The organism is Micromonospora sp. WMMD708, assembly GCF_049315245.1.
Taxonomy (GTDB): Bacteria; Actinomycetota; Actinomycetes; order Mycobacteriales; family Micromonosporaceae; genus Micromonospora; species Micromonospora wenchangensis.
The window spans coordinates 5,947,497-5,970,673 of sequence record NZ_CP186060.1 but is presented as its reverse complement, the minus strand read 5'-3'; the positions used below and the strand labels follow the sequence as shown (position 1 = coordinate 5,970,673).

At 74.0% G+C, this 23,177-nt stretch carries 17 protein-coding genes; 12 read left to right on the top strand and 5 right to left on the bottom strand.

Annotated elements, in window-relative coordinates; all coding sequences use genetic code 11:
* Nucleotides 1-72 precede the first annotated feature (72 nt).
* From ACN260_RS26265 to ACN260_RS26215, 11 genes are all read left to right on the top strand, one after another.
* Complete coding sequence (locus tag ACN260_RS26265) at nucleotides 73-558, top strand: phage tail protein (protein WP_088643770.1); 486 nt, start codon at nucleotides 73-75, stop codon at nucleotides 556-558.
* Nucleotides 558-1,688, top strand: coding sequence for a phage tail protein (locus ACN260_RS26260; RefSeq protein ID WP_422753516.1), 1,131 nt, complete (start codon nucleotides 558-560; stop codon nucleotides 1,686-1,688). The genes ACN260_RS26265 and ACN260_RS26260 overlap by 1 nt, the downstream gene beginning before the upstream one ends.
* Nucleotides 1,689-1,701: 13 nt before the next feature.
* Nucleotides 1,702-3,630: a phage baseplate assembly protein V gene (locus tag ACN260_RS26255; RefSeq protein WP_422753515.1), complete on the top strand. Its 1,929-nt coding sequence runs from the start codon at nucleotides 1,702-1,704 to the stop codon at nucleotides 3,628-3,630.
* Nucleotides 3,631-3,638: 8 nt separating this feature from the next.
* Nucleotides 3,639-4,067 carry a GPW/gp25 family protein gene (locus tag ACN260_RS26250; protein WP_088643773.1) on the top strand — a complete coding sequence of 143 codons (429 nt, stop codon included), beginning with the start codon at nucleotides 3,639-3,641 and terminating at the stop codon, nucleotides 4,065-4,067.
* Nucleotides 4,067-6,007, top strand: a complete 1,941-nt coding sequence (locus ACN260_RS26245; RefSeq protein ID WP_422753514.1) for a putative baseplate assembly protein — start codon at nucleotides 4,067-4,069, stop codon at nucleotides 6,005-6,007. The genes ACN260_RS26250 and ACN260_RS26245 overlap by 1 nt, the downstream gene beginning before the upstream one ends.
* Nucleotides 6,007-6,555: a phage tail protein gene (locus ACN260_RS26240; RefSeq protein WP_422753513.1), complete on the top strand. Its 549-nt coding sequence runs from the start codon at nucleotides 6,007-6,009 to the stop codon at nucleotides 6,553-6,555. Before ACN260_RS26245 ends, ACN260_RS26240 begins: the two co-directional genes overlap by 1 nt.
* Entirely contained in the window at nucleotides 6,539-8,491 is a 1,953-nt protein-coding gene (locus tag ACN260_RS26235) for an NADase-type glycan-binding domain-containing protein (protein ID WP_422753512.1), read from the top strand. The genes ACN260_RS26240 and ACN260_RS26235 overlap by 17 nt, the downstream gene beginning before the upstream one ends.
* Nucleotides 8,492-8,603: 112 nt before the next feature.
* Complete coding sequence (locus ACN260_RS26230; protein ID WP_422753511.1) at nucleotides 8,604-10,025, top strand: hypothetical protein; 1,422 nt, start codon at nucleotides 8,604-8,606, stop codon at nucleotides 10,023-10,025.
* 14 nt (nucleotides 10,026-10,039) lie between these two features.
* Nucleotides 10,040-10,801, top strand: coding sequence for a hypothetical protein (locus ACN260_RS26225; protein WP_422753510.1), 762 nt, complete (start codon nucleotides 10,040-10,042; stop codon nucleotides 10,799-10,801).
* Between the two features lie 126 nt (nucleotides 10,802-10,927).
* A complete protein-coding gene (locus ACN260_RS26220) occupies nucleotides 10,928-12,250 on the top strand; it encodes a hypothetical protein (RefSeq protein WP_422753509.1) in 1,323 nt (440 codons plus the stop codon).
* A gap of 12 nt (nucleotides 12,251-12,262) precedes the next feature.
* Nucleotides 12,263-13,684: a hypothetical protein gene (locus ACN260_RS26215; protein WP_422753508.1), complete on the top strand. Its 1,422-nt coding sequence runs from the start codon at nucleotides 12,263-12,265 to the stop codon at nucleotides 13,682-13,684.
* Here ACN260_RS26215 and ACN260_RS26210 read toward each other — a convergent pair.
* Nucleotides 13,674-17,156, bottom strand: coding sequence for a BTAD domain-containing putative transcriptional regulator (locus ACN260_RS26210; RefSeq protein WP_422753507.1), 3,483 nt, complete (start codon nucleotides 17,154-17,156; stop codon nucleotides 13,674-13,676). The genes ACN260_RS26215 and ACN260_RS26210 overlap by 11 nt on opposite strands.
* Nucleotides 17,153-17,302: a hypothetical protein gene (locus tag ACN260_RS26205; protein ID WP_422753506.1), complete on the bottom strand. Its 150-nt coding sequence runs from the start codon at nucleotides 17,300-17,302 to the stop codon at nucleotides 17,153-17,155. The genes ACN260_RS26210 and ACN260_RS26205 overlap by 4 nt, the downstream gene beginning before the upstream one ends.
* A 382-nt stretch (nucleotides 17,303-17,684) precedes the next feature.
* On the opposite strand from ACN260_RS26205, the gene ACN260_RS26200 reads away from it, so the two are divergent.
* A complete protein-coding gene (locus ACN260_RS26200) occupies nucleotides 17,685-18,311 on the top strand; it encodes a helix-turn-helix transcriptional regulator (RefSeq protein ID WP_088647552.1) in 627 nt (208 codons plus the stop codon).
* A gap of 46 nt (nucleotides 18,312-18,357) precedes the next feature.
* Here ACN260_RS26200 and ACN260_RS26195 read toward each other — a convergent pair whose 3' ends face one another.
* The 3 genes from ACN260_RS26195 to ACN260_RS26185 all read right to left on the bottom strand — a co-directional run bounded on the left by ACN260_RS26195 (nucleotide 18,358) and on the right by ACN260_RS26185 (nucleotide 22,859).
* Nucleotides 18,358-19,551, bottom strand: a complete 1,194-nt coding sequence (locus ACN260_RS26195) for a cytochrome P450 (protein WP_422753505.1) — start codon at nucleotides 19,549-19,551, stop codon at nucleotides 18,358-18,360.
* Between the two features lie 111 nt (nucleotides 19,552-19,662).
* Nucleotides 19,663-20,742 carry a MupA/Atu3671 family FMN-dependent luciferase-like monooxygenase gene (locus ACN260_RS26190; RefSeq protein WP_422753504.1) on the bottom strand — a complete coding sequence of 360 codons (1,080 nt, stop codon included), beginning with the start codon at nucleotides 20,740-20,742 and terminating at the stop codon, nucleotides 19,663-19,665.
* Nucleotides 20,739-22,859 carry a hypothetical protein gene (locus ACN260_RS26185; RefSeq protein ID WP_422753503.1) on the bottom strand — a complete coding sequence of 707 codons (2,121 nt, stop codon included), beginning with the start codon at nucleotides 22,857-22,859 and terminating at the stop codon, nucleotides 20,739-20,741. The genes ACN260_RS26190 and ACN260_RS26185 overlap by 4 nt, the downstream gene beginning before the upstream one ends.
* Between the last annotated feature and the right edge of the window lie 318 nt (nucleotides 22,860-23,177).

The following is a 23,177-nucleotide window of genomic DNA, read 5'->3' as shown; positions in this document are numbered from 1 at the left end:
GGCACGAGGCACGGCAGGTGGCACGACCGCACGGACGCGGGTCCAGGACGAGGCGACGAGGAGGGCGAAACGATGGCAGGCGGTCTTTCCACCGCGGCCCGCTTGATGGGCGGCTTCTTCGAGGTCACCGGCGTCAACCACCGGTACCTCGTGGTCATCGACGACGAGCGGTACAACCTCGGCTCCTGGTCGCGGGTCTCCGGGCTGGGGGTGACCTGGCAGGTCTGCGAGTACCGCGCCGGGGACAGCAACGACGTCTTCACGTACGTGGGGGAGCCGACCTACAGCCGGATCCGGCTCAGCCGGGCGGTGTGCTTCGACTCGCAGGTCGTCCAGGAGTGGCTCTGCCAGCAGGCCAACCGGTACCGCCCGCTCAGCGGAACGATCCAACTCGTCGACAGCGTCGGCCTGAAGATCGTCGGCTGGGACCTGAAGCACTTCTTCCCGGTCGGCTGGTCGGTGTCGGAACTCGACCCGAGCCACAGCGGGGTGGCGGTCGAGACCCTGGAACTGGCGCACACCGGCTTCCTGCACGACGACGTGAAGTTCTCGCTCTGATGGCCGCGATCTCCGCAGGTCAGCTCGGCGGGATGCTGGGCGACCCGAGCCAGACCGCGCAGGGCCTCGCCGCAGGCGGCCTGCTCCAGATGTTCCGCGACGGGCCGGGGGTCAGGCGGACCCTCAAGCTCGGCCTGGCGATGCGGTTCCAGGTGACCATCGGTGACGTCCAGATCGGGCTGTGGCGTTCCTGCCGGGGTCTGCGGGCCGACTTCCGGCCCGAGGTGGTCCGGGTGACCGGCGACTACGTCGGCCAGTACCACCTGCCCGGCGAGGTCAGCTACGCGCCGATCGTGCTGGAACGGGCGGTGCACCGGGAGAGTTCGGCGCAACTGCAACAGTGGCTGGTCGGGGTGCTGCGTTCGTGGCAGGACGGCACCGGCGACGACACCCGCACCACCGCCCGGATCACCCTGCTCGACGCCGACGGCGAACCGGCGAACAGTTGGCTGCTCTACGGCGTACGGCCGTCGTCGTGGACGGGCCCGGACCTCTCCTCGGACAGCAACCAGGTCGCGGTGGAACGGCTGGAGCTGGTGCACGAGGGGTTCTTCCCCGACCTGCAGGCCAAGGCGGAGACGGCCACCCTGTCGTCGCCGACGCTGGGCCGGGTCACGTTCTCCTACAACCCGGCCAAGATGGGCATCACCCGCTCCTCCCGGGCCAGTCAGCTCGTCGGCCGGGGCCGGGGCGTGGAACTCACCTCCGACACCGCGTTGCGGGTGATGGCCGGCGAGGTGCTGCTGGTCGGTGCCGGCGTGGCCCAGGACGTGCAGAAGCTGATCGCGTTCTCCGGCCCGCCGAGCGTCGACGAGCAGAGCCGCAGCGCGTCCAGCATCGAGCTGCCCCGGCTGACGTTCACCTGGGGAAAGCTGTCGATGGCCGTCAACCTGAGCACGCTGAACGTCAACCTGACCCGGTTCGACGGTGAGGGGCAGCCGGTGCGGGCCCAGGCCACCCTGGACCTGATCGTGATCGAGGGGGAGATCTTCCCCAAGCGGGGTGGCCCGGTGCCGACCCGGTCGGTGCGGACCGACCCGGCGCAGTGGCGGCAGCGGGCGCTGGCCAGCGGGCTCGACGACCCGATGCGGGCGCAGGCCCGGGGCGCGTCCGTCGGGGCGCGGCGGTAGTGGGGGCGCGACGATGACCGCGATCGACCGGCACGGCCTGCTCTGGGGCACGGCGACCCTGCGTCCCCGGGTCACCGTCGGCACCGCCGGCCGGGCGCTGCCGACGGCCGCCGCCGACCAGCTGGTACGGGTGGTGGTGGACACCCAGGCCGCCCTGCCGGACATGTTCGAGCTGACCTTCGCCGACCTGGACGGCAGTGTGCTGCGTACGGCCGGGCTGGAGTTGGGTACCGCCGTGCAGGTCTTCGGCCCGACCGGGGACGGCTCGGCCGAGCACCGGCTGATCAGCGGCGAGGTGACCGCCGTGGAGGGGCACTTCGTGGACCTCAGCGCCCACGTGGTGGTGCGCGGCTACACCCACGACCACCGGCTGCACCGGGTACGGCGGACCCGTACCTTCCTCAACCAGTCGGACGCCGACGTCGCCCGGCAGGTGGCGACCGCCGCGAAGCTGTCGGTCGGCACGATCGACGCCACCACCGGCCGGCTGGCCCACCTGTCCCAGGTCGCCCAGACCGACTGGGAGTTCCTCAGCGCCCGCGCCCGGGAGATCGGCTACGAGATCGGCGCGGACGGGGACCGGTTCCACTTCCGCCGGGCGGCCACCGCCCGCCGGGCCGGCAGCCCGGTGCCGTTGACGTTCCGGGGCAACCTGCGCCGCTTCCTGCCCCGGGTCAGCGCCGGCAACCTCGCCCCCGAGGTCGAGGTGCGCGCCTGGGACCCGGTCGCGGCGACGACGGTGGCGAGCCGTACCGCGACCACCGCCGACGGGGTGAGCCTGGCCGGCCGGTCGCCGACCGCCGCCGCCGACACGTTCGTCCCCCGGGGCGCGGCGGCACCGCCCCGGGCCGGCAACAGTGCGGTCGGTGACGTCGGGCCGGCCCCCGGACCCCGCGCGCACGTCCTGGTCGGCCGGGGACTGCCCGTGCCCGGCCGGGCCGACGGCGCGGTCACCCAGGTCGCCGAGGGGCTCGCCGCCAGCATCGGTGGCGGGTTCGCCGAGGCGGAGGGGGAGGCCCTGGGCGACGCCCGGCTGGTCGCCGGCAAGGCCGTCAAGGTGGACGGGGTGCCGGCACCGTTCGCCGGCACCTGGACGCTCAGCGCCGCCCGGCACGTCTTCGACGAGGCCGGGGAGGGCTACCGCACCGAGTTCACCGTCGGCGGGACGCAGGACCGCTCACTGCTCGGGCTGGCGAACGTCGGCGGCGGCGGTGACCCGGGCGGTCCGGCCCGGATCGACGGGGTGGTCTGCGGGGTGGTCAGCAACGTCAAGGACCCGCAGAACCTGGGCCGGGTCACCCTGGCGTTGCCCTGGCTGTCGCCGGACCACGAAACCGACTGGGCGCCGGTGGGGCAGCTCTTCGCCGGCCCGACCGGTGGCGCGTTCTTCGTGCCGGAGCCGGGTGACCAGGTGCTCGTCGCCTTCGAGTTCGGCGACGTACGCCGCCCGTACGTGCTCGGCAGCCTGCCCAGCCGGCACACCGGCTACGGCCTGGACGGCGGCCAGACGTCGTCGACGAAGCCGGGGGCGAGCGGGGTGAAGTCGGTGGGGCAGACCAGTTCGGTGATCCGGCGGGGCCTGCTGTCGCCGTCGGGCAGCCGGCTGGTCTTCCACGACGAGGTGCCGCCCGGCGGCAAGGGGCAGCCGACCGCCGCCGACGTGGTCCTCGGTACCAAAGGCGACAAGCTCTCGCTGGCGATGGACCAGGTGGCCGGCACGGTGACCCTGCGCTGCGCGCCCGACAAACCCGGCAAGTTGCTGATCGAGTGCACCGGACAGACCGCCGTCGAGATCAAGGCCGGTCCGGGCGGCAGCCTCACCCTCGACGGCGGCACCAGCCTGAAGCTCAAAGCCAAGACGGTCGACATCAGCGGTACGCAGGTCAACATCAGTGGCACCGCGTCGACCGCCATCAAGGGCAAACCCATCCAGCTCAACTGAGGAGTGCCATGCAGGCCGACGTCATCGGCACCGGGTGTGCCTTTCCGCTGCGGGTCCAGCCCAACGGCCGGCTCGCCACGATCAGCGGCACCGCCCTGCTGGAGCAGGCGATGTGCGTGATCCTGGCGACCTACCCGGGGGAGCGCCCGATGCGGCCGGAGTTCGGCTCCCGGCTGCGCGACTTCGTCTTCGAGCCGGTCACCGGGCAGACCCGGCGGGCGGTGGCGGTGGAGGTGCGGGCCGCGCTGGAACGCTGGGAGACCCGGGCCGAGATCGACGACGTCACCGTCACCGAGGACCCGGCCGGCGGCGACGGGCTGCTGCACATCGAGATCCGCTACCGGGTACGCGACACCGACGAGCCCGGCACCCTCGGGCTCAACCTGCGGACCCTGCCCGGCGACCGGGAACTGACCGGTACGGGGGTGCTCGGCTGATGGCGCTGCCCGCCCCCGACCTCGACGACCGGGGCTTCGACGACCTGGTCGGTGACGCCCGCCGGCTGATCGCCGACCGCTGCCCCGAGTGGACGGACCTGCACCCGGCCGACCCGGGGATCACCCTGATCGAGACGTTCGCGTCGCTGACCGACCAGCTCATCTACCGGCTCAACCGGGTGCCCGACCGGCTCTACGTGAAGTTCCTGGAGCTGATCGGGGTACGCCTGGTGCCGCCCACGGCCGCCCGGACCACGCTGACCTTCTGGCTGTCCACCCCGGCCCGCGCCACCCAGGTCGTGCCGGCGGGGACGCGGGCGGTGACCGTCGCCGACGGCGGTGACCCGCTGGTCTTCGCCACCCTCGACGACCTCACCGTGCCGCCGTGCACGCTGACCCGGCTGCGGGTCCGGACCGCCGACGGGATCACCGACCAGACCGGTGCCCTGGAGTTGGGCGGCCCGGTGGCCGCGTTCTCCGCGGTGCCGCAGCCCGGCGACGAGCTGCTGATCGGGCTGGACCGGGCGGTCGGCGGCTGCGCGGTGCGGCTGGAGTTCGAGGGACGCGTCGACGGCGTCGGGGTCAACCCGCTGCACCCGCCGCTGCGCTGGGAGGCGCGCGGTGCCGACGGTTGGCTCGACTGCGAGGTCGGGCTGGACGAGACCGGCGCGCTGAACCGTCCCGGCGCGATCCTGCTGCACGTGCCCGCCGGGCACCAGGCGACCCTGGTCGACGGCGAACTGGCCGGTTGGCTGCGGGCCCGGGTGGTGACCCCGCAGGAGGGGCAGCCCGGCTACAGCGCCTCCCCGGTGGTCCTCGGGCTGGCCGCGAACACCGTCGGCGGCACCACCGGGGCGGTGCACGCCGACCTGGTGGACGACGAGGAACTCGGCGACTCCGAGGGGGTGCCCGGTCAGCGGTTCGCGCTGACCCGCCGGCCGGTGCTGGCCGGCTTCGGCGACCCGGTGCTGGAGGTCAGTTCCGACGACGGCTGGCAGCGGTGGTCGCCGGTCGAGCACTTCGCCGGCAGCGGCCCCGAGGACCGGCACTTCCTGCTCGACGGGGTGGCTGGCGAGGTGGTGTTCGGCCCGGCGGTCCGGCAACCCGACGGCACGTTGCGCCGCTACGGCGCGGTGCCGCCCCGGGGCGGTCGGCTGCGGCTGCGCCGGTACGCGGTCGGCGGCGGCAGCCGGGGCAACGTCGGCGTCGGCGCGGTGACCGCGCTGCGGACCTCGATCCCGTACGTCGCGGGGGTGGAGAACCGGCACCCGGCCAGCGGCGGGGTGGACGGCGAGACGCTTGACGAGGCCCGCCGCCGGGGCCCGCTGACCCTGCGCAGCCGCAGTCGCGCGGTGACCGCCGAGGACCACGAGGTGCTGGCCCGGGAGGCCGCCCCGGAACTGGCCCGGGTCCGCTGCGTACCGAGCAACGGCGACGGGCCGCCGGTGGCGCGGCTGCTGGTGGTGCCGGCGGCGCCCGCCGAGGACGGACGGCTGCGGCTGGAGGATCTGATCCCGGCCGAGTCGAGCCTCGCCCGGGTGGCCGGGCGGCTGGACGCCACCCGGCTGATCGGCACCCGGGTGGTCGTCGAGCCGCCCCGCTACCGGGGCGTGACCGTGGTGGCCCGGGTGGTCGCCCGGCCCCGGGTCGTCGTCGAGCGGGTCCGCGAGGAGGGCCTGACCGCCCTGTACGGCTTCCTCAGCCCGCTGGCCGGCGGTGGCCCGGACGGTCGGGGCTGGCCGTTCGGGCGTCCGGTGCAGGCCGGCGAACTCTTCGCGGTGTTGCAGCGGGTACGCGGGGTGGAGCTGGTGGAGGACCTGCGGCTGTTCACCGCGAACCCGGTGACCGGTGAGCGCGGCACCGAGGCCGGCCGGATCGACCTGGAGCCGGACAGCCTGGTCTTCTCCTTCGACCACCAGCTCCGGGTGGAGGAGAACTGATGCGCGGCCCGGTCGACGTGGCGATGCCGTACCCGATCGCCGGTTTCCTGCCCGCCCTGTTGCAGGAGGACGACCTGCTGGTGCGCTGGACCGAGGGCCTGGACGAGGTGCTCGCACCGGTGGTGTCCACCCTCGACTGTCTCGACGCGTACCTGGACCCGGAGCTGACCCCGCCGGACTTCCTGCTCTGGCTCGGTCACTGGGTCGGTGCCCAGCTCGACGAGAACTGGCCGGTGGAGCGGCAGCGCGCGATGGTGGCCGGCGCGGTCGCCGCGCACCGGTTGCGCGGGACCGTGGCCGGGCTGCGGATGGCCGTGGAACTGGCCACCGGGGGCGAGGTGGAGGTCCTCGACTCGACCGGGGTGTCCTGGTCGACCCGGCCGGAGCCACTGCCGGACCTGCTGCCACCGGCCCGGGTGCACGTCCGGGCGTGGGTGGACGACCCGGCGGCGGTGGCCCGGCACGCCCTCGACGAGCTGTGCCGCGCGGTCGTACCGGCGCACGTGACGACGACCCTGGAGGTGCTCGACCGTGATCATCTGTCGTGAGTGCGGCAACCACAACGGTGACGCGGACACCTTCTGCGGTTCCTGCGGCAGTTTCCTGGAGTGGACCGGCGAGAAGACCGTGCCGAAGATCCCGGTCGAGACGGTCCAGGAGGCGGAGCAGGAGCTTCGGCAGAAGCCCACGCTGCTGCAACGGATCGCCGGGGTGATCGCGCCCGCGCCGGGCGGCTCGCCGGTGAACGAGGGGGTGGTGCGGGTCGGCGACGGGACGGGCCGGGGAGCGTCCGGCCTGCCCGGCGGCCCGCCGGGTCTGCGTCCCGGCCCGCCTGGGGTGCGCCCGGGTCCGCCGGGGATGGGTCCGCCGGGGGTGCGCCCGGGTCCGCCCGGGGTGGGTCCGCCGGGGGTACGGCCGGGGCCGCCCGGCGTGGGTCCGCCCGGTGCCGTGCCGCCCGGCGTGCGGTCCGGTCCGCCGGGGGCGACGCCGCCGGGGGTCCGGTCCGGTCCACCCGGGACGCGGCCGGGTCCGCCCGGGTCCGGCCCGCCGGGTGTCCGGCCGGGTCCGCCGGGGACCGGTGCTCCGGGGGTACGGTCCGCGTCGCCGGGGACGACGCCGGACGGGTCCGCCGTCGGCACGTCGGCCGGGACGGCCGCGCCGGACGGTGGCCCGGTCCAGGTGTCGACGCCGCCACGCCGGCTGCCACCGCCGCCGCCGGGGGTGCCGGCGGCCCGGCTGCCGGACCGGGCGGCCCGCACCGTCCCGCCGGGCGTGCGCCCCGGTCCGTCCGAGCTGGACCCGGCGGCCGGCGACGGGTCCGGGGCCCCGGCCGGTGCGCCGGACACCGTCCCGACCGCCGCCGGGACGCCGCGCCGGCTGCCGCCCCCGCCGCCCGGGGTGGCCGGGGCGAAGCTGCCGACCGCCCCGAGACCACCGGCCGCGCCGGCCGACGGGGCCACCGCGGTCTCCGGTCGTCCGGCGTCCCCGCCCCGACGCGACACGCGTGCCGCGGCGCACACCAGCGCACTGGTCGCCGCCGACGGGTCGGTCGACTCCGTGCTGCCCGGCGCGCCGGCCACCGGCGGGCGGGTCGGCTCCCGGGCCACCGCCGTCGAGCCCGACGAGGTCAGCCCGCAGGCGGTCCGGCCCCGGGTGGCCACCGTCGGCGCGAAGGCGTCCACCCGGCGACGGCAACCGGGCGACCTGATCTGCGGCGAGTGCGGCGAGGGCAACGCGCCGACCCGCCGGTTCTGTAGCCGGTGCGGCGACTCGCTGCGGACCGCCCAGGTGGTGCGTCGGCGCTGGTGGCAGCGCCTGCTGCCGCGCCGGGGCCCCCGGGTCACCGCGGCCGGGACCCGTCCGGGCGCACCCGGCGGTGGCCGGCCCGGTGGGGTCGGCGGCGTGCTGCACGCGATCTACCAGCGGTCGAACGCGGTCGCCGCGGTGCTGCTCTTCGCGATCGGGGTGGCGTACCTGATCTATCCGCCGCTGCGGGAACGGATCAACGCGGCGGTGTCCGGGCCGGTGACCGGGGCGCGGGACTGGGCCGACCGGAAGATCAACCCCCGGTTCGTGGCGGTCCGGCCGGTGGAGGTGACCGGCGGCGCGTCGGTCCGCGACCACGGGCCGGAGCTGAGCGTCGACCAGTACCGCAACACGCACTGGCAGGTGCGCTGGAACAAGGAGAAACCGCCGACGGTCACCCTGCGCTTCGCGGCGGAGGTCGACCTGGAGCGGCTGATCGTGACCGCCGGCACGGCCGAGGACTACACCGCGACCCACCGGCCGATGACCCTGCACCTCGTCTACTCCACCAACCGGTCGGACACCCTCACCGTCGAGGACACCGGGGAGCCCCAGACGTTGAGCCTCGACGAAGCCGACGGGGTCACCAGCGTGCAGATCCAGGTCACCGACGTGCACCGGGCCGAGAAGGGCACCGACGTGACGGTCAGCGAGTTCGAGTTCTTCGCCCGGGAGTGAGCGGTCGCCGGGCGGCGGGTGACGTCGGGGCACCGGGCCCCGGCGGCGGCACCCGACAACCACCACCACCGTCGGCCGACCGGCCCGACGGTCTGACGTCGGAGGTGTATCCGTGACAGAAGTCGCCATCGCCCTGAACACCACCGCGAACATGATCGGGTTCGCGCAGGGTCAGGCCAAGGGCCTGACGGACGGGGTGTTCCAGGTCAACGGGTTCAGTAACGCCGGGTTCCGGACCGAGGTGCCGCTGAACCAGTTGATCTCACCGGTGCCGATCGCCCACGGTCAGCTCGTCATGGTCCAGGGCAGCCAGTCCCGGCAGCACGTCTACTGGCTGCGCTACCTGCGCCGGGGCATCGGGATCACCGACAAGAAGCGGGTCTGTGTGGAGCTGCTGGTGCGCTTCACGACCTTCGACTACGTCCCGAAGGACGGTGAGGCCGGCCCGACCGCGCAGGAACGGGCGATCCTGCGCGACTACCCGCTCTGGGGGATCACCGACCTGAGCGTGTCGCTGATGGCGACCGGCCGGGGGCGCAACCCGTTCAACAAGTTCAACGAGTCCGGCAGCCTGACCTTCGACGTGACCGCCGTCAACGACGGCATGCCCCACCTGCGGATCAACTACCGGGTGCAGCACCAGGCGAAGAACCTGCTCGGCGCGCCACTCGGGTTGAGCCACAACGACGTCGGCGCGTTCCTGGTGCACAGCAACGGCAGCTTCGAGATCAACCCCGGGGAGGGGCGGACCGAGAAGCACTTCCGGATCACCCCGCTCAGCGGCAGCGTGCACGACCGCCCCACCCGGGTGGTGCCGGACGACGAGGACGGCCAGCCGGTCACGACCGGCGTGCTCAGGGCCCAACGCATCGAGCTGGGCGGGATCGACCACGGTGGCCGGATGCTCGACCCGCACGAGCACAAGGGCATGAAGGTGATCGGCTTCGAGCGGATGGACGGCCCGAACACCGTCACCGTCCTCAACGAGGGTCAACCGCCGGTGGTCGCCACTGCGGCGGACGACGAGGGGCAGGAGACGTCGCTGCGGCTGGAGTACGTCCGCGACGGTGCCGTGCTGGGCCGGAAGGTCCGCACCAAGATCAGAACGTTGCTGCTGCTGCGGTTCACCATGGTCCCGTACGTCACCGCGCCCGACGACGGCCACCGGCAGATCGTCTACGTGGGCGGGGTCCGCTTCACCGCCTTCCGCAACGTCTCGCTGCGGGTGCTGGAGGTGGGGCGCGGCGATCCGGTGGTGGTCGGCGAGAAGGGCCGGCAGTACGACGTCGACGCGGTCAAGAACCGGCACCACGAGGAGTCGACGCTGTTCTTCGGGCCGTACGTCGAACAGGTGCCGGGGCAGGTCGGGGTGCAGCTCCGCATCGACTGGACGGCCGAGCACGCCGGTGCCGACGGGCGGTCCAGCCAGCACAGCAACAAGGGGCAGTTCCGCCTCGGGACCGACCCGTCCGGCAGCCCGGTGCTCCGCCTGCTCGACGCCGACAGCAACAAGTACTTCACCGTCACGGGCTGAGGGAGAGACGACCGATGAACTATCCGGAGACCTTCGACACCACCGGCCCGGCCGGCCTCGACGACGCGTACGCCTATCTGAGCTGGGCGGCGGTCAGCGCGCACGGCATCCTCGCCGAGCAGCCGGAGGCCGGCTGGGAGCAGGTGCCGGACCTGCTCGGACAGGGTTGGGGCGACCCCGGCTGGTACCAGCGCAACGGCTGGCTGGCCGACTTCTACGACACCGTCTACCACCACGCCGGCGCCTTCCCGCCGGTGCAGATCTTCGCCGTCGACGAGATGGGTGAGCCGGCGACGGAGATGGCCCGGGTGATCGACTCGGTGACCCAGAACTGGATCACCGCCGCGCACCAGGCCGCCGCCCAGGACGGCTACCACCAGGACGGCTACGAGCAGCACGGCTACGAGCAGCACGGCTACGACCAGGCCGAGCAGTCCTACCACCAGCCGGACCACGACCACCAGCAGGGCTACGACCACCAGCAGGGCTACGAACAGCACGGCTACGACCAGCAGGACCACGGGCCGGACGGGTCGGCGTACCCCGGCGGGCAACCGGAACCCGGCGACCAGGTCGGGCCGACCGATCAGGGCGAGCCGGTCGGGCCGACGCCGGAGCCGCTCGTCGACCTCGATCCGGAGGCCGCCCGGGAGGTGCTCGACCGGGTGGTCGACGACGAGGTGGACGACCTCTCCGTGGCCGACCAGCGGGTCCTGGCCACGGTGCTGACCGTCGAGAAGTTCCAGTACCTGGCCCGCGAGTACGACCTGGTGTGACCCGACCGGTGCCGGACCGGGACCGCGCCGCCGGCGGCTCCCGGCCCGCCACCGGCGGGCCCGATGGACCGACCGGCCATCGTCGCGCCCGACGTCCGTCGACCGGTCGAGCAGGGACGTCACCTCGTGACCAGCATCGGGTACGAGCCGGAGGAACTGTCCGGCAACCGGTTCGCCGTGACCGGCTTCCGGGACGCCGGCCTGCCGGTCGGGGAGTTCCTCGCCGACGAACTGTGGCCCGAGGAGTTCGACGGCGCGGTGTGGCTGGACCGGGGCACCCGGACCCACCGGCACTGCTACTGGCTGCGCTACCGCCACCGGGGGCCGGGCGGCCGCAAGCTGGTCGCGGCGGAGTTCCTGATCCGGTTCGGCACCTTCCCCTACCAGCCCCGCCCCGGCACCGACCGGTACTCGCCCCGCTCGGCGCCGCCGCCGGGCCTGTGGGGGATCGAGGACCTGAGCATCTCGCTGCGGGACACCGGTGCCGACGGCCGGAACCCGTTCAACAAGTTCAACGACCCCGGCCACCTCATCTTCGAGCCGACGATGGTGCTCGCCCCCGCCGCCGGCACCGGTACCCCGGTGCCGGCGATCCGGATCGGGTACCGGGTCCGGCACGCGGAGAATCCCGTACTCGGCCCGGCGGTCGCCCCGGGCCACCAGGAGACCGGGGCGCTGACCGTGCACAGCGACGGCGCGGTCACGCTGGAACCGGCGTCCGGGCCGTCGTCGTGGCGGCTGGTCCCGGTCAGCGGCGCGGTGCACGGGCGACCGCTGGTCGGGGCCGACCCGCCGCCCACCCGCAGCCTCACCGTCTACCGGGCGACCGGCGTCACCGTCCCGCCGCCGGTCATCGCGATGCGGGTGCTGACCGGGCGGGCCCGCCGGGGCGCGGTCGAGGTGCAGGGATTCGAGCGGGTCGCCGGGCCGCCGCAGATCGAGGTGTGGCACGACGGGCATCCGCGCTGGTACCGCGCGTCGATGGGCGTCGACACCCGGGACGACGGCATGATCGTGGAGTACGCCCGGCCCGGCGACCCGGCCGAGGGGGAGCGGGCCGGCCGGGTCCGGGCCCGCCTCGCGTTGCGCCTGCTCACCTGCTCGTACCTGGTCGAGTCGAACGAGTTCGCCGACGCCGTGGTCTTCCACCACGGCCGCCGGCACCCCGGGTTCGCCGACGTGTCGCTGCGCCCGCTGCCCGACGACGCCGACCCCGCCCCACCCGGGACGGTCGGCTCGCGGCTGCGGTTCGTCCCCGAGTGGTACGACGGCCCGGACGGCGACCTGCCGGGCCTGCTCGTCCGCTGGTCCGAGGTGGCGGTGGCCCCGGCCACGGCCCCCGGCACCCCGCTCGGCGGCGCGTTCCTGATCACCGTGGACGCCTCCGGCGGGCCGCTGGTCCGCTTCGGCGACGAGCAGACCTACCGGCACCTGACCGTGACGAACTGAGCGGAGGACACCGTGCCGAGTCGGATGCGGCTGGTCGGCTACCGGACCGACCCGCCGGTGGGTGACGCGTTCACGGTGACCGGGTTCGCCGGCGCCGGCTTCCCCGAGCAGGCGACCCTGCGGGACCTGGTCACCCCGGCCCAGCCCTACCTCGCCGGCACCGGGATGGTCCGGGGCGAGCAGCAGCGGCGGCACTCGTACTGGCTGCGCTACCTGCGTCGGCGGGGCGGCCCGACCGGCCCGAAGCGGGTCTGCGTGGACCTGCTGGTCCGGTTCACCACCTTCGACTACGTGGCCGCCGACGCCGGGTCCGGCCCGGCGTCGTCCCGGCAGGCCGCGCTGGCGTCCTTCCCCTGCTGGGGCGTCGCCGACCTGAGCGTGTCGCCGCACGCAGTCACGGCCGGCCGCAACCCGTTCAACAAGTTCAACGAGGTGGGTTCGCTGGTGTTCACCGCCCGGCTGGAAGCCGGCCACGGGACGATGCCGGCGGTCCGGGTCGGCTACCGGGTGCACCACGAGCGGACCACCGTCGACGGGGTGCTGCTGACCCCGGAACACGACGAGGTGGGGTCGTTCCTGGTGCACAGCGACGGGCTGTTCGAGGTGGCCGACCGGTCACTGGCGACCCGGACCCACTTCCTCGTCACGCCTGTCGACGCCGGGGTGCACGACCGGCCGCCGGTGCCCACGTCCGCCGCCGGGCGACCCGACGCGGCCCGCCCGGTGTGGCACGCGACCGGGCTGACCGCCGCCCCGGCCGAGTTGGCAGCGCCCCGGCTGACGTCGTACGCCGACGACACGGTCGTGGTGACCGGCTTCGACGGGCTGGACGGCCCGCAGACGCTGGCGGTCCGCGACGCGGCCGGTGAACAGCGGACGGCGATGCTGGACCAGACGGCCCCGGAACCCGGCGCGTTGCTGCTGGCCTACCGGGCCGACCGGGGACCGGGGCGGGCCGGTGGCGTCCGGCTGCTGCTGGGGCTCCGGTTCACCATGCACCGTTTCCTGGTCGCTCCGGCCGGCGTCGACCGCGGCACCGGCCCCCGGCCCCCCGAGGACGGCGCGGACGTCGACGCCTACTACGGCGACGACCCGACGGCCAACCGGGAGGCGTGGCCGGTGTTGTGGCACCGGGGGCGGCGGCACACCGGCCTGCTCCAGGTCGCGCTCCTGGTATCCGGGGCCGGCGGCGGGCCCGGCCCGGATGCCGTGCGCAACAGCACCGGAGCGTGGACGCGGCTGGTGCTCACCCCCGACTGGGAACCGGGCGGCGACGACCACGCGCCGCGACTACGGATCGGCTGGCACGCGTCGCACCAGGACGACACCGCCCCGGTCGAGGGCCGGCTGGCGTTCGACGTGGACGCCGCCGGCCGGCCGACCCTGACCCCGCTGGACGACGAGAGCCGCCGCCGGTTCACCGTCACGGGCTGACCGGCAGGTCCTCGTCGCGGGCGGGCCGCAGCCGCCGGGACAACCCGGCGATCTCCCGCCGGTACGTCGCCTGCGCGGCCGCGTCGACGCCGCCGTCCGCGCCGAGCGCGACCAGCAGCCGCAGCGCGCGGACCTGGCCGAGCAGGTGACCGGTCTCCCGGTGGGTCGCCAACGCCTCCTCGGCGGTGCGGGCGGCGGTCACGGGACCGGTGGCCCGCAGCGCCTCGGCCGCCACCATCAGCGCGTGCCCCTCCCACACCCGGTAGCCGGCGGCGCGGGCCACCGCGCGGGCCTGCCGGGCCAGCGCGACCGCCTCCGTCGGATCGGTGTCCCGGTGCACCTCGGCCAGCCCGATCAGCGCCTCGACCTCCTCACCCCGGGCCCCACCGGAGCGGGCGAGGTCGAGCGCCAGACGGTGCTCGGTCGTCGCGGCCGGGTCACCGTTGCGCAGGTGGATCGCGCCCAGCACGTTACGGGCGGCGGCCTGCTGGGCGGGATCGCCGATCAGGTCGGCCAGGGCCAGCGCGGCGTCGGCCAGCTCGGCCGCCGGGCCCAGGTCACCGGTCTGCGCGCGCAGCGCCGCCAGCCGGCGCAGGCTCTCCGTCTCGGTCGGCCGGTAGCCGGTGCGCCGGCTCAGCTCCAGCGCCTCCCGCAGGTGGGCGAGGGCCTCGTCGTGCTGGCCGAGGGCGTGCTGCACCTCGCCCAGGTTGCTCAGGCTGATCCCGGTGCTCATCCACATCCCGGTGCTGCGGGTCAACGCCAACGCCTGCCGGAACACCTCGGCGGCCTCGCGGAGCCGTCCCATGTCCCGGTAGATCACCCCGAGGTTGCCGAGGCTGGTGCTGAGCCGTTCCGGGCCGCCGAGACGTTCGTGGATGCTCACCGCGAGCCGGGTCAGCTCGGCCCCCTCGGCCAGCCGGCCGGCCCGCAGGTGCACGAGCCCGCAGGTGCCGTACGCCGCCGCCAGGCCCTCCGGCCAGGCCGCCCGGTGCGCCGCGTCGATCATCGCGGTGGCGTGGGACAGGCCCACGGCGTACTCGCCGCGACGCAGGTGCAGGCTGGCCAGCCCGAGCCGGCTCGCGGCCTCACCGGCGTGGTCGCCGGCCTGCTGCGCGGTGCGCAACGCGCTGGTCGCGGCGACCAGTCCGTCGCTGTGCGGGCGAAACTGGAAGTAGCCGCGCAGCGCATCCGGGATCCGCCAGGCGGCCGGGTCGGCGTCGTGCTCGGCGGCGTGCGCGATCACCCGCATCAGGTTGGTGTGCTCCGCCTCCAGCCAGGCCATCGCCCCGGCGGAGGTGGGGAACGGCGACCCCCCGGCGACCGGTCCGGTCCCGTCGGGCGGCAACCGCACCAGGTGCGGGTAGACGGCGACGGCGGCGGCCTCGGCGCGCTGCCGGTACCAGCCGTAGAAGCGCTGCGTGGCGGCCCGCAACTGCGGCCCGGGGTCCTCGGCGGTGGCCCGTTCCCGGGCGTAGAGCCGCAGCAGGTCGTGGAACGTGTACCGGCCGGGGGCCACCTGCCCGACGAGGTGTGCGGCGGCGAGCCGGTCCAGCTCGCGGGCGGCCACCGGCTCGTCGATCCCGGCCAGCGCGGCGGCGGCGGCCACCGTGACGTCCGTCCCGGGCGCCGTGCCCAGCAGCCGGAACAGCCGCCGCGCCGGGGCGGGCAGGGCGGCGTACGACAGGTCGAACGCCGCCCGGACGGCGGCCTGGTCGTCGCCCTCGATGCGCAGGTCGGCGAGCCGGTTGCCGGCGGTCAGCCGGGCGGTGTGCGCGCTGATCGACTGGTCCGGCTGGTCGATCAGGTTGGCGGCGGCGATCCGCAGGGCCAGCGGCAGCCGGGCGCAGACGGTCGCCAGTTCGGCGATCTCGGTGGCGCGGGCGACCCGTTCGGTCGGGATGATCCGGGTGAGCAGGGTGCCGGCCTCGGCGGCGGTGAGCACGTCGAGGTCGATGCGGCGTGCGCCGTCGACCGCGACGAGCCCGCTGAGCCGGTCCCGGCTGGTGATCAAAGCCAGGCAGCCGGCGCTGCCCGGCAGCAGCGGGCGCACCTGGTCGGCGCTGGCGGCGTTGTCCAGCACCACCAGCATCCGGCGACCGTCCAGCATGGTACGCAGCAGCGCGGCGGCCTGGCCGGCGTCGACCGGCACCTGCTCGGCCGACACCCCGAGCGCGTGCAGGAACCCGGCGAGGGCCTCCTCCTGGCGTACCGGGCTGGCCGTCGAGTAGCCGCGCAGGTTGACGTAGAGCTGCCCGTCGGGGAAGTGCCGACGCACCCGGTGCGCCCAGTGCACCGCCAGGGCGGTCTTACCGACCCCGGCCATCCCGGTGATGGCGGAGATGACCACCGGCCCCCGGGTCGCCGTCCCGCCGGCCAGCAGCGCGTCGAGCGCGGCCATCTGGGTGTCGCGCCCGGTGAAGTAGGCGACGTCGGGGGGCAGTTGTGCCGGCGGGCGATGGCTGGGCGGGCGGGCCGGCGGCGACACCTCGGGCCGGTGCGGTGCGGGGCGTACGACCGGGGCGTCACCGGCGGCCGGGCGGGCGACCACCCGGGGCAGGTCCTGACGCAGGATGCGCAGCTGCGCCTCGCGCAGTTCCGGGCCGGGTTCCACGCCGAGCTGCTCGGCGAGGCGGTCCCGAAGCTTACGGTGCAGGGTCAGCGCGCGGGCCTGCTGGCCGCAGGCGGCGAGCGCGAGCATGAGCCGGGCGTGCACCTGTTCGTGCAGTGGTTCGTGGCGGGCCACCGCGTGTAGCTCCCGGACCGCCCGGTCGGGCAGTCCCAGGTCGACGGCGAGCGTCGCGTAGGTGACGGCGGTGGCGATGCGGCGTCGGTTCAGGGCGACGGCGGTCGGGTGCTGGGCCAGGCTCGCCGCCGCGTCGGCCAGGACCGGCCCGCGCCACAGCGCCAGTGCGCCGGCCAGCCGGTCCAGGCTGGCCAGGTCGCCCGCGACGCTGCCCTCGGCCCGTTCGATCACGGTGGCGAACTCGCTCAGGTCGAGCTGGGCCGGGTCGACCCGGAGCCGGTAGCCGCCACCGACGTGGGTGATGGTGGTGCCGGTGTTCCCGGGCCGGTCCAGCACCCGGCGCAGCCGGGCGACGTAGGTGTGGACGAGGTTGAGGCAGCTGTCCGGCGGGTCGTGGCCCCAGAGCACGTCGACGATCTCGTGGCGGGACACGATCGTGTCCGGGTGCAGGGCGAGCAGGCCGAGCAGCATCCGTTGCCGGTTGGCGCCGAGCGCGACCGGTTCGTCCCCGATCTGGATGCGCAGCGGGCCGAGCACGTCGATGCGGAGGGCGGGTGCCGGCGCGACGGTGGGTGGCGCGGGGCCGGGTGGCTGCGGGTGGGGCAGCCCGACGGCGTCGGCGATGCGTCGGAGGGATTCGGCCCGGGGGTTGCGGACCCGGCCCTGTTCGATGTCGCGCACCGCCCGGACACTGATTCCTGCCCGTTCGGCCAGCTGCTCCTGGGTCAACCCGGCACCCAGTCGTCGTCGTCGGATCTCAGCACCGCCGTCGGCCATCGACCGGCCTCCCTGTCATGGCTGCGCGTCCTTCCCACCAGCGCGGCCAGCACATGATTCTGCCGGTTGGCCGGCCGGATGACCATGATCTTCCACACTCATTCACCGGGTGACACGCCGCCGAAACCTGCCGATCGGGCAGCAGCGGTCGCCCGTGGGGGCAACGGTTCTGCCGGTTCTGCCGGTGCTCCGGCGGCTCACTTTTGGACGGTCGTGTATTTGAGCAGCTCAAAACGTTGTCACTCGGCAAGGATGTCGATTCGACGGCGTCCAGTCGGCCTCCAGTGCCCGGCCGACCGCCGTCTCTACCGTGGACGACGGACACCGCCACCACCCGTCGGCCGGTGTCCACCTCGGCGAAGCGACTTGCCCCGGTCACGGAACCGCACGGCACCGGCCTCCGGACCACCGATCTGTCCCCCTGCTGAACGGCAGCCTGGCAGCTGACGCTCGACTCAGCCCGGAAGCTAAGGAACCGCCATGAACGGACGTGCCCAGACCTACATCCGTACCCCCGACCCGATCTCCACGGCCGGCATCACCGCGGCGCTGCGGGGCCGGGCCGAGATCGAGGTCGTGCCCGCGCAGATGATCACCGCCGAGACCGTCGGCGTGGTCGCCGCCGACACCCTCGACCACGGCACGCTCGACGTGCTCAGGGCCGTACGCCGGCTGGGCTGCCGGCGGTTCGTGCTGGTCGCCGCCGTCGAGTCGGACTCGGCGCTGATCCCCGCCGTGGAACTGGGGGTACGCGCCCTCGCCTCGCGCACCGAGGCGACCGGTCACCGGCTGGCCCAGCTCGTGGTCAGCACCGCCTCCGGTGGCGCGGCGATGCCCCCGGAGGTGCTCGGGCTGCTGGTCAAGCAGGTGACCCGGCTCCAGCAGACGGTGCTCGCCCCGCGCGGCATCGACGTCAACGGGCTCTCGGTGCGGGAGAGCGAGATTCTGCGGCTGGTGGCGGACGGGATGGACACCCGGGAGGTGGCGACCCGGTTGAGCTACTCGGAGCGGACCGTCAAGAACGTGCTGCACGACATCACCAGCCGGTTCCAGCTCCGCAACCGCACCCACGCGGTGGCGTACGCGGTCCGGGAGGGGCTGATCTGACGCCCGGGAGGGCGGACGTGGTGTTCTGGGCCAGCGGCAGCCGGCGCTACCAGCGCACCGGCAGCGTGGTGACCATCCCGCCCACCTCCCGCTCGACGATGGGGAACGGTCCGTCGGTGGCGAGGCGCAGGTCGGGCAACCGGGACCGCAGCCGGTCCAGCCCCACCGCGAGGATCACCCGGCCGAGCCGCCGACCCGGGCAGTAGTGGCGGCCCCCGCCGAACCCGACGAACCTCGGGCCGTCGCGGTGCGGCAGGAGCGCCTCCGGCTGCCGGTAGACCGCCGGGTCGTGCAGCGCGGAGATCCAGGCGAGGAGCACCGCCGTGCCCCGGGGCACGGTCCCGGAGGGCAGCGCCAGGTCGGTGGTCGCGGTCCGCAGGGCGGCCACGTTGCCGGCGTACACCAGACGGAGCAACTCGTCGGCCATGGCCGCGGGATCGGTCCGCCGGCTGACGAACGCCCGCCAGTCGGCTGCGTCGTCCGAAAGGAGGCGCAGCATCGCCCGGCCGAGCACGGTAGCCGGGGCCTCGACCCCCGCCGACAGCATCAGCCGGGTCAGGCTGACCAACTCGTCGGTCGACAGCCGGGTGCCGGTGTCCGGCGGGTCGACCAGGTCGGCCAGCAGCGCGGCGTCCGACCCGCCCGTGACGACCCCGCGTACGTATTCGCCGAACTCGGCGACGAGCCGGGCCCGTTCCTGCGGCGTGCCGGCATGCGAGTGGGTGTACGCCCCCGACCAGCGGCGGATCCGGTCGCAGTCGTCGGCCGGGATGCCGAGCAGCCGGGTGATCGTCAGCAGCGGGAGCCGGTCGGTGTACCCGGCGACCAGGTCGCCCCCACGGCGGCCGTCGGCGGTCATCGCGTCCACGAGGGCGTCGGCGACCTGCCGGACCACCGGCAGGTGGGCGGCGACCCGCTCGTGGTTCATCGCCCGGGTGGCGACCCCGTGCACCGCCGCGTGCGACCGCGCGGACTGGTTGATCAGCAGGTCCGGGTCGTAGAGGAAGTTGGGCTCGCCGCTGCGCCTCGGTGCGTCGGTGAGCAGGTGGTTGCGGGACAGCGCCGGGCTGGTGACGGCGGCGGCGACGTCGGCGTGCCGGACGAGCAGGATCGCGCTGTCGCCGCTGGGCAGGCGGACCCGGCCGAACGGGCACTGCTCACGCCGCCGGGCGAAGTCGGCGGCAGGGGCGAGCCCCGACGTGGGCGGCAGCGGGAAGGCGGGGAGGTCGTCGTCGTCCATCAGCGCTCCTTCGGTCGGCGGACGCGGGTGTGGGCAGCGGTCGGGGTCGGGATTGGCACCGCTTGACGCGGGCGCTGCCGGTGCGCGCGGGACGGGGGTCCGCCGCCGGGGTCACCGTCCGACCAGCCGGGCCAGGTGGGTGAGGCCGGACCGGGTGGCCTCGGCCGGCACGCCGAAGTCGATCAGGCAGGCGACCTCGTCGACGCCCGCGTCGGCGAGCCGGCGCAGGGTACGGGCGCAGGTCGGCACCGAGCCGAAGAGCCCGCGTTCGGCGAGGAACCGGTCGAGCACCCGGCCGATGAGGAAGTCCGCCTCGTCGTCGGTGACGGTGCCGTCGTGGAACGCCGGACCCGGCAGCATCCCGGCCACGAGGTCGAGCGAGGACCGCAGGTACCGGGTCATCGGCTCCCGGGCCAGCGCGGCCACGCCCGCGTCGTCCGGCCCGACCAGGGTGTGCAGCATGAGGGTGACCTGACCGCGCCCGGGATGCAGCCGTCGGTACCGCTCGATCTTGGGTCGTAGCTCGTCGAGACTCTGGGTGAGCAGGTGGGTGAGGACGCCGACGCCGAGCCGCCCGGCGAGTTCGAAGGTGGCCAGGTCACCGGCGCTGGTGATCCAGACCGGCAGGTCGGCCTGCACCGGCCGGGGAAAGACCGCGACGTCGACCCGGCTGCCGGTGCCGTCGGTGCGGGCGACCGTGCCGCCCCGCCACAGGGCGCGCACCTGGTCGATCAGCTCCGGCAGCTCCGCCCGGCGGTGCGGGTACCGGTCGGGGGCGAGGACGAAGTCGACGGCGTGCCAGCCGGACGCGAACGCCAGCCCGGCCCGGCCGTGCGAGATCCGGTCCACCACCGCCCACTCCTCGGCCACCCGCAACGGGTCGTGCAGCGGGAGCACGACACTGCCGGCGCGGACGCCGACCCGCCGGGTGACCGCCGCGACGGCGGCACCGGTCACCGCCGGATTCGGGTAGGGGCCACCGAAACCGTGGAAGTGCCGCTCCGGCGTCCAGACCGCCGTGAAGCCGTGCTCGTCGGCGAACCGCGCGCCGTCGAGCCGTACGGGGTGCCGACGGCGACCACCACCACCGGTAGGTGTGTCATCAGCAGCGCCTCGACCAGATTCCGCTGGTGCTCGTCGTTCCCGACGTTGTCCGCGCTGTGTCGACCGGCGGAGAAGCGCTTCTGTCAAGAAAGCAACGGGGTGCCCTGCTCCAGTCGCAGCAGCGCTTCGGCGAACTGGACGATGTCCATGCCGTTTCCCGCCGGCTCCTGCGGAGAGGACATGGTGGTGCTGCGGTCCTCCGGGACGAATTCGCAGAACCAGCCGAGGATCTGCGCGCCCGGCATGTTGATCGTCACGGTGTTCCCCTCGGTCCTGGTGCTCAGCGACGAGGACTCCTTCTTGACCGCGGCCGACGCCGACGCGCTGAAGCAGAGGTTGCCGCCGCCCACGGCGGCCCGGCTGTCCAGCACCGACTTGACGGCCGACATCTGCCCCTCGGCCGCCTCGAAGCGGATGGAGACGTCCTTGACGACCACGAACGCCACCGGGAAGCACGGCAGGATCGCCTCGTTCGCCCGGTCGGCGAGCTGGGCCAGGTCGTTGCGGCCGGTCGAGACCGGGGCGTCGGTCAGCCGGTGCATGCCTTTGGAGAGTCGGAACACCCCCGGGTCGAACCAGCCCCGGGAGATCTCCACCCTGGACGCCTTCAGCCCCACCTCGACGTGGCTGTTCTTGCTCAGCGCGCTACTGGCGTAGTCCGAGCCCGACGACGACGCGGTGCCGCCCGCGGACCACAGGAAGGGGTGGACCTGCACACTCGCCTGGGCGGAACTGCTCGTCTGGCTCGACGACGAGCGCATGTCGTCGTGGCTGAACGAGAACCGCAGGTCCATCCACCGGTCGGCGGCGGGCGAGGGGGCGGCGGTCGCACCGGTCTGCCCGGACACTGCTCCGGCGCTCCGGCTCGCGGGCTGCCGCTGGGCGACGAGCGCGAACTGTGACTGCAGGGCGGTCAGTTCATCGAGCTGGGACTGGAGGCGGGCGAGGACCGCCGGCAGGTCACCGAAGGACCGGGCCTGGTCCGCCGCCAGTTCCCGGCCGGCGGTGGCAAGCGTCGTGGCGCTGGTGAGCAGGTTCGACTGGGCGGCCACCAGCTTCTTCTGCCCCTCGAGGAGCTTGCCGAGATCGTCGGAGTTCAGGGCGCCGCCGTTGCCCCGCTTGGTCGCCTTGTCCTGCACCGGATTCTCCCCCAGGGCCGTGCTGGCCTTGTGGACCAGCCCGTTGAGCTTGTCGCCGTCGAGTTCGGTGAGGCCACCACTCTCGGCCGCCAGGTACATCTCGACGGCGGTGACGGTGTTCTCGGCGTACACGTTGGCGAGGTCGTTCTGCGCCGCCACGTGTGCGGCCTCCGCCTTGCTCAGAGCCGCCGCGGCACCGGCGAGCGTGCCCCCGGTCGGCATCTGACCGAGCTGTGCCTGGACCTGGCTGATCGTCGTCAGCAGGGCGCGCCGCCGGCCGGCCAGGGTCAGGGCGACGAACTGCGGCTCGTCGAGCAGGTCGACCGGGTCCTGGTCGCTGGTCAGTTCGAGGAACCAGTCGCTGGGGGTCAGCTCGACGGGGTAGGTGAAGCCCCCGCCGGGGGCCGGGACCCGCGCGTCGAGGACCTGGTCGCGCGCCTCCTGGAGTTCGCCGCCGGGGCCGGCGTTGAGCGCCCCGATGATCGCGTCCATATCGGCCGGGGAGAACACCGAGACCAGTCGGCCCTCGGCGGCGTCGATCAGGGCGAGTTGCCCCTCGGCGACCTCCTCGTACCACTCCAGGAACTTCTCCTTCGACAACCGCTGCCTGTTGTCGACGACCTGCTTGTCCCAGGCGGCCTTCTTCGCCAGCCACGACTCGTAGAGGGCGAAGTACCACTCCTGCAGGGAGCCGGTGAACGGCCTGCCGTCGACCTTGGCGTCCGGGTAGGCCGGCGTGGCCAGGAGCGCCCTCAGCCGGCTCTTCATGATCGGCATCGTCGGGTTGAACCTCGGGACGAGGACGCTGAGCGCCTGCAGGTACTGGGAGGACACCCGTTGACCGTTGCTTCCCCCGGCGACCTTGACGATGTCGAACATCTGGTCGGCGAGCCGGGACTCGGCCTCGGCGACCGCCGCCGGCTTGGGGCCGGTCGGGTCGTACATGAAGTCGCTCTGGTTGAGCATCGAGCCGGGCATCATCATGGTGAAGAACTGGTTGTCGTTGGTCCCGCCGAGGACCTGCACCAGCTTGTCGTAGATCTGCGCGATGGCCTGGTCCGCCATGGTCGTCTCCTGTTCGGGAGGCGTCGACAGTCGATTCGGGTGCGCGACGACGCGCCCGGTTCTTCGCGCCTTTCGCACGCAGATTGTCGACGCGATTGTTTCTCGCGACCGACGTTATCGGCGGCTCTGCTCCGGTCTCGGTGGTAAGGGCACTCTGTCAAGGCTGGTTGTCTGTGCCGTGGAATGCGTGGTGCGCGCCGTCCGAGGTGGTACGGCTTGGAGCGCCCTGGGCGACCCCAGCTACCACTGTGGCGCCTACACCGCGTTCTACGAGACCACCTCGGAGCCCTGCCCCTGAGCCGGCAAGCGGCCCGATCC

What these genes read in the sequence shown, in the direction of transcription:
- ACN260_RS26265 (WP_088643770.1), top strand. Translation starts at nt 73, where the DNA reads ATGGCAGGCGGTCTTTCCACCGCGGCCCGCTTGATGGGCGGCTTCTTC.
- ACN260_RS26260 (WP_422753516.1), top strand. Translation starts at nt 558, where the DNA reads ATGGCCGCGATCTCCGCAGGTCAGCTCGGCGGGATGCTGGGCGACCCG.
- ACN260_RS26255 (WP_422753515.1), top strand. Translation starts at nt 1,702, where the DNA reads ATGACCGCGATCGACCGGCACGGCCTGCTCTGGGGCACGGCGACCCTG.
- ACN260_RS26250 (WP_088643773.1), top strand. Translation starts at nt 3,639, where the DNA reads ATGCAGGCCGACGTCATCGGCACCGGGTGTGCCTTTCCGCTGCGGGTC.
- ACN260_RS26245 (WP_422753514.1), top strand. Translation starts at nt 4,067, where the DNA reads ATGGCGCTGCCCGCCCCCGACCTCGACGACCGGGGCTTCGACGACCTG.
- ACN260_RS26240 (WP_422753513.1), top strand. Translation starts at nt 6,007, where the DNA reads ATGCGCGGCCCGGTCGACGTGGCGATGCCGTACCCGATCGCCGGTTTC.
- ACN260_RS26225 (WP_422753510.1), top strand. Translation starts at nt 10,040, where the DNA reads ATGAACTATCCGGAGACCTTCGACACCACCGGCCCGGCCGGCCTCGAC.
- ACN260_RS26200 (WP_088647552.1), top strand. Translation starts at nt 17,685, where the DNA reads ATGAACGGACGTGCCCAGACCTACATCCGTACCCCCGACCCGATCTCC.
- ACN260_RS26195 (WP_422753505.1), bottom strand. Translation starts at nt 19,551, where the DNA reads ATGGACGACGACGACCTCCCCGCCTTCCCGCTGCCGCCCACGTCGGGG.
- ACN260_RS26185 (WP_422753503.1), bottom strand. Translation starts at nt 22,859, where the DNA reads ATGGCGGACCAGGCCATCGCGCAGATCTACGACAAGCTGGTGCAGGTC.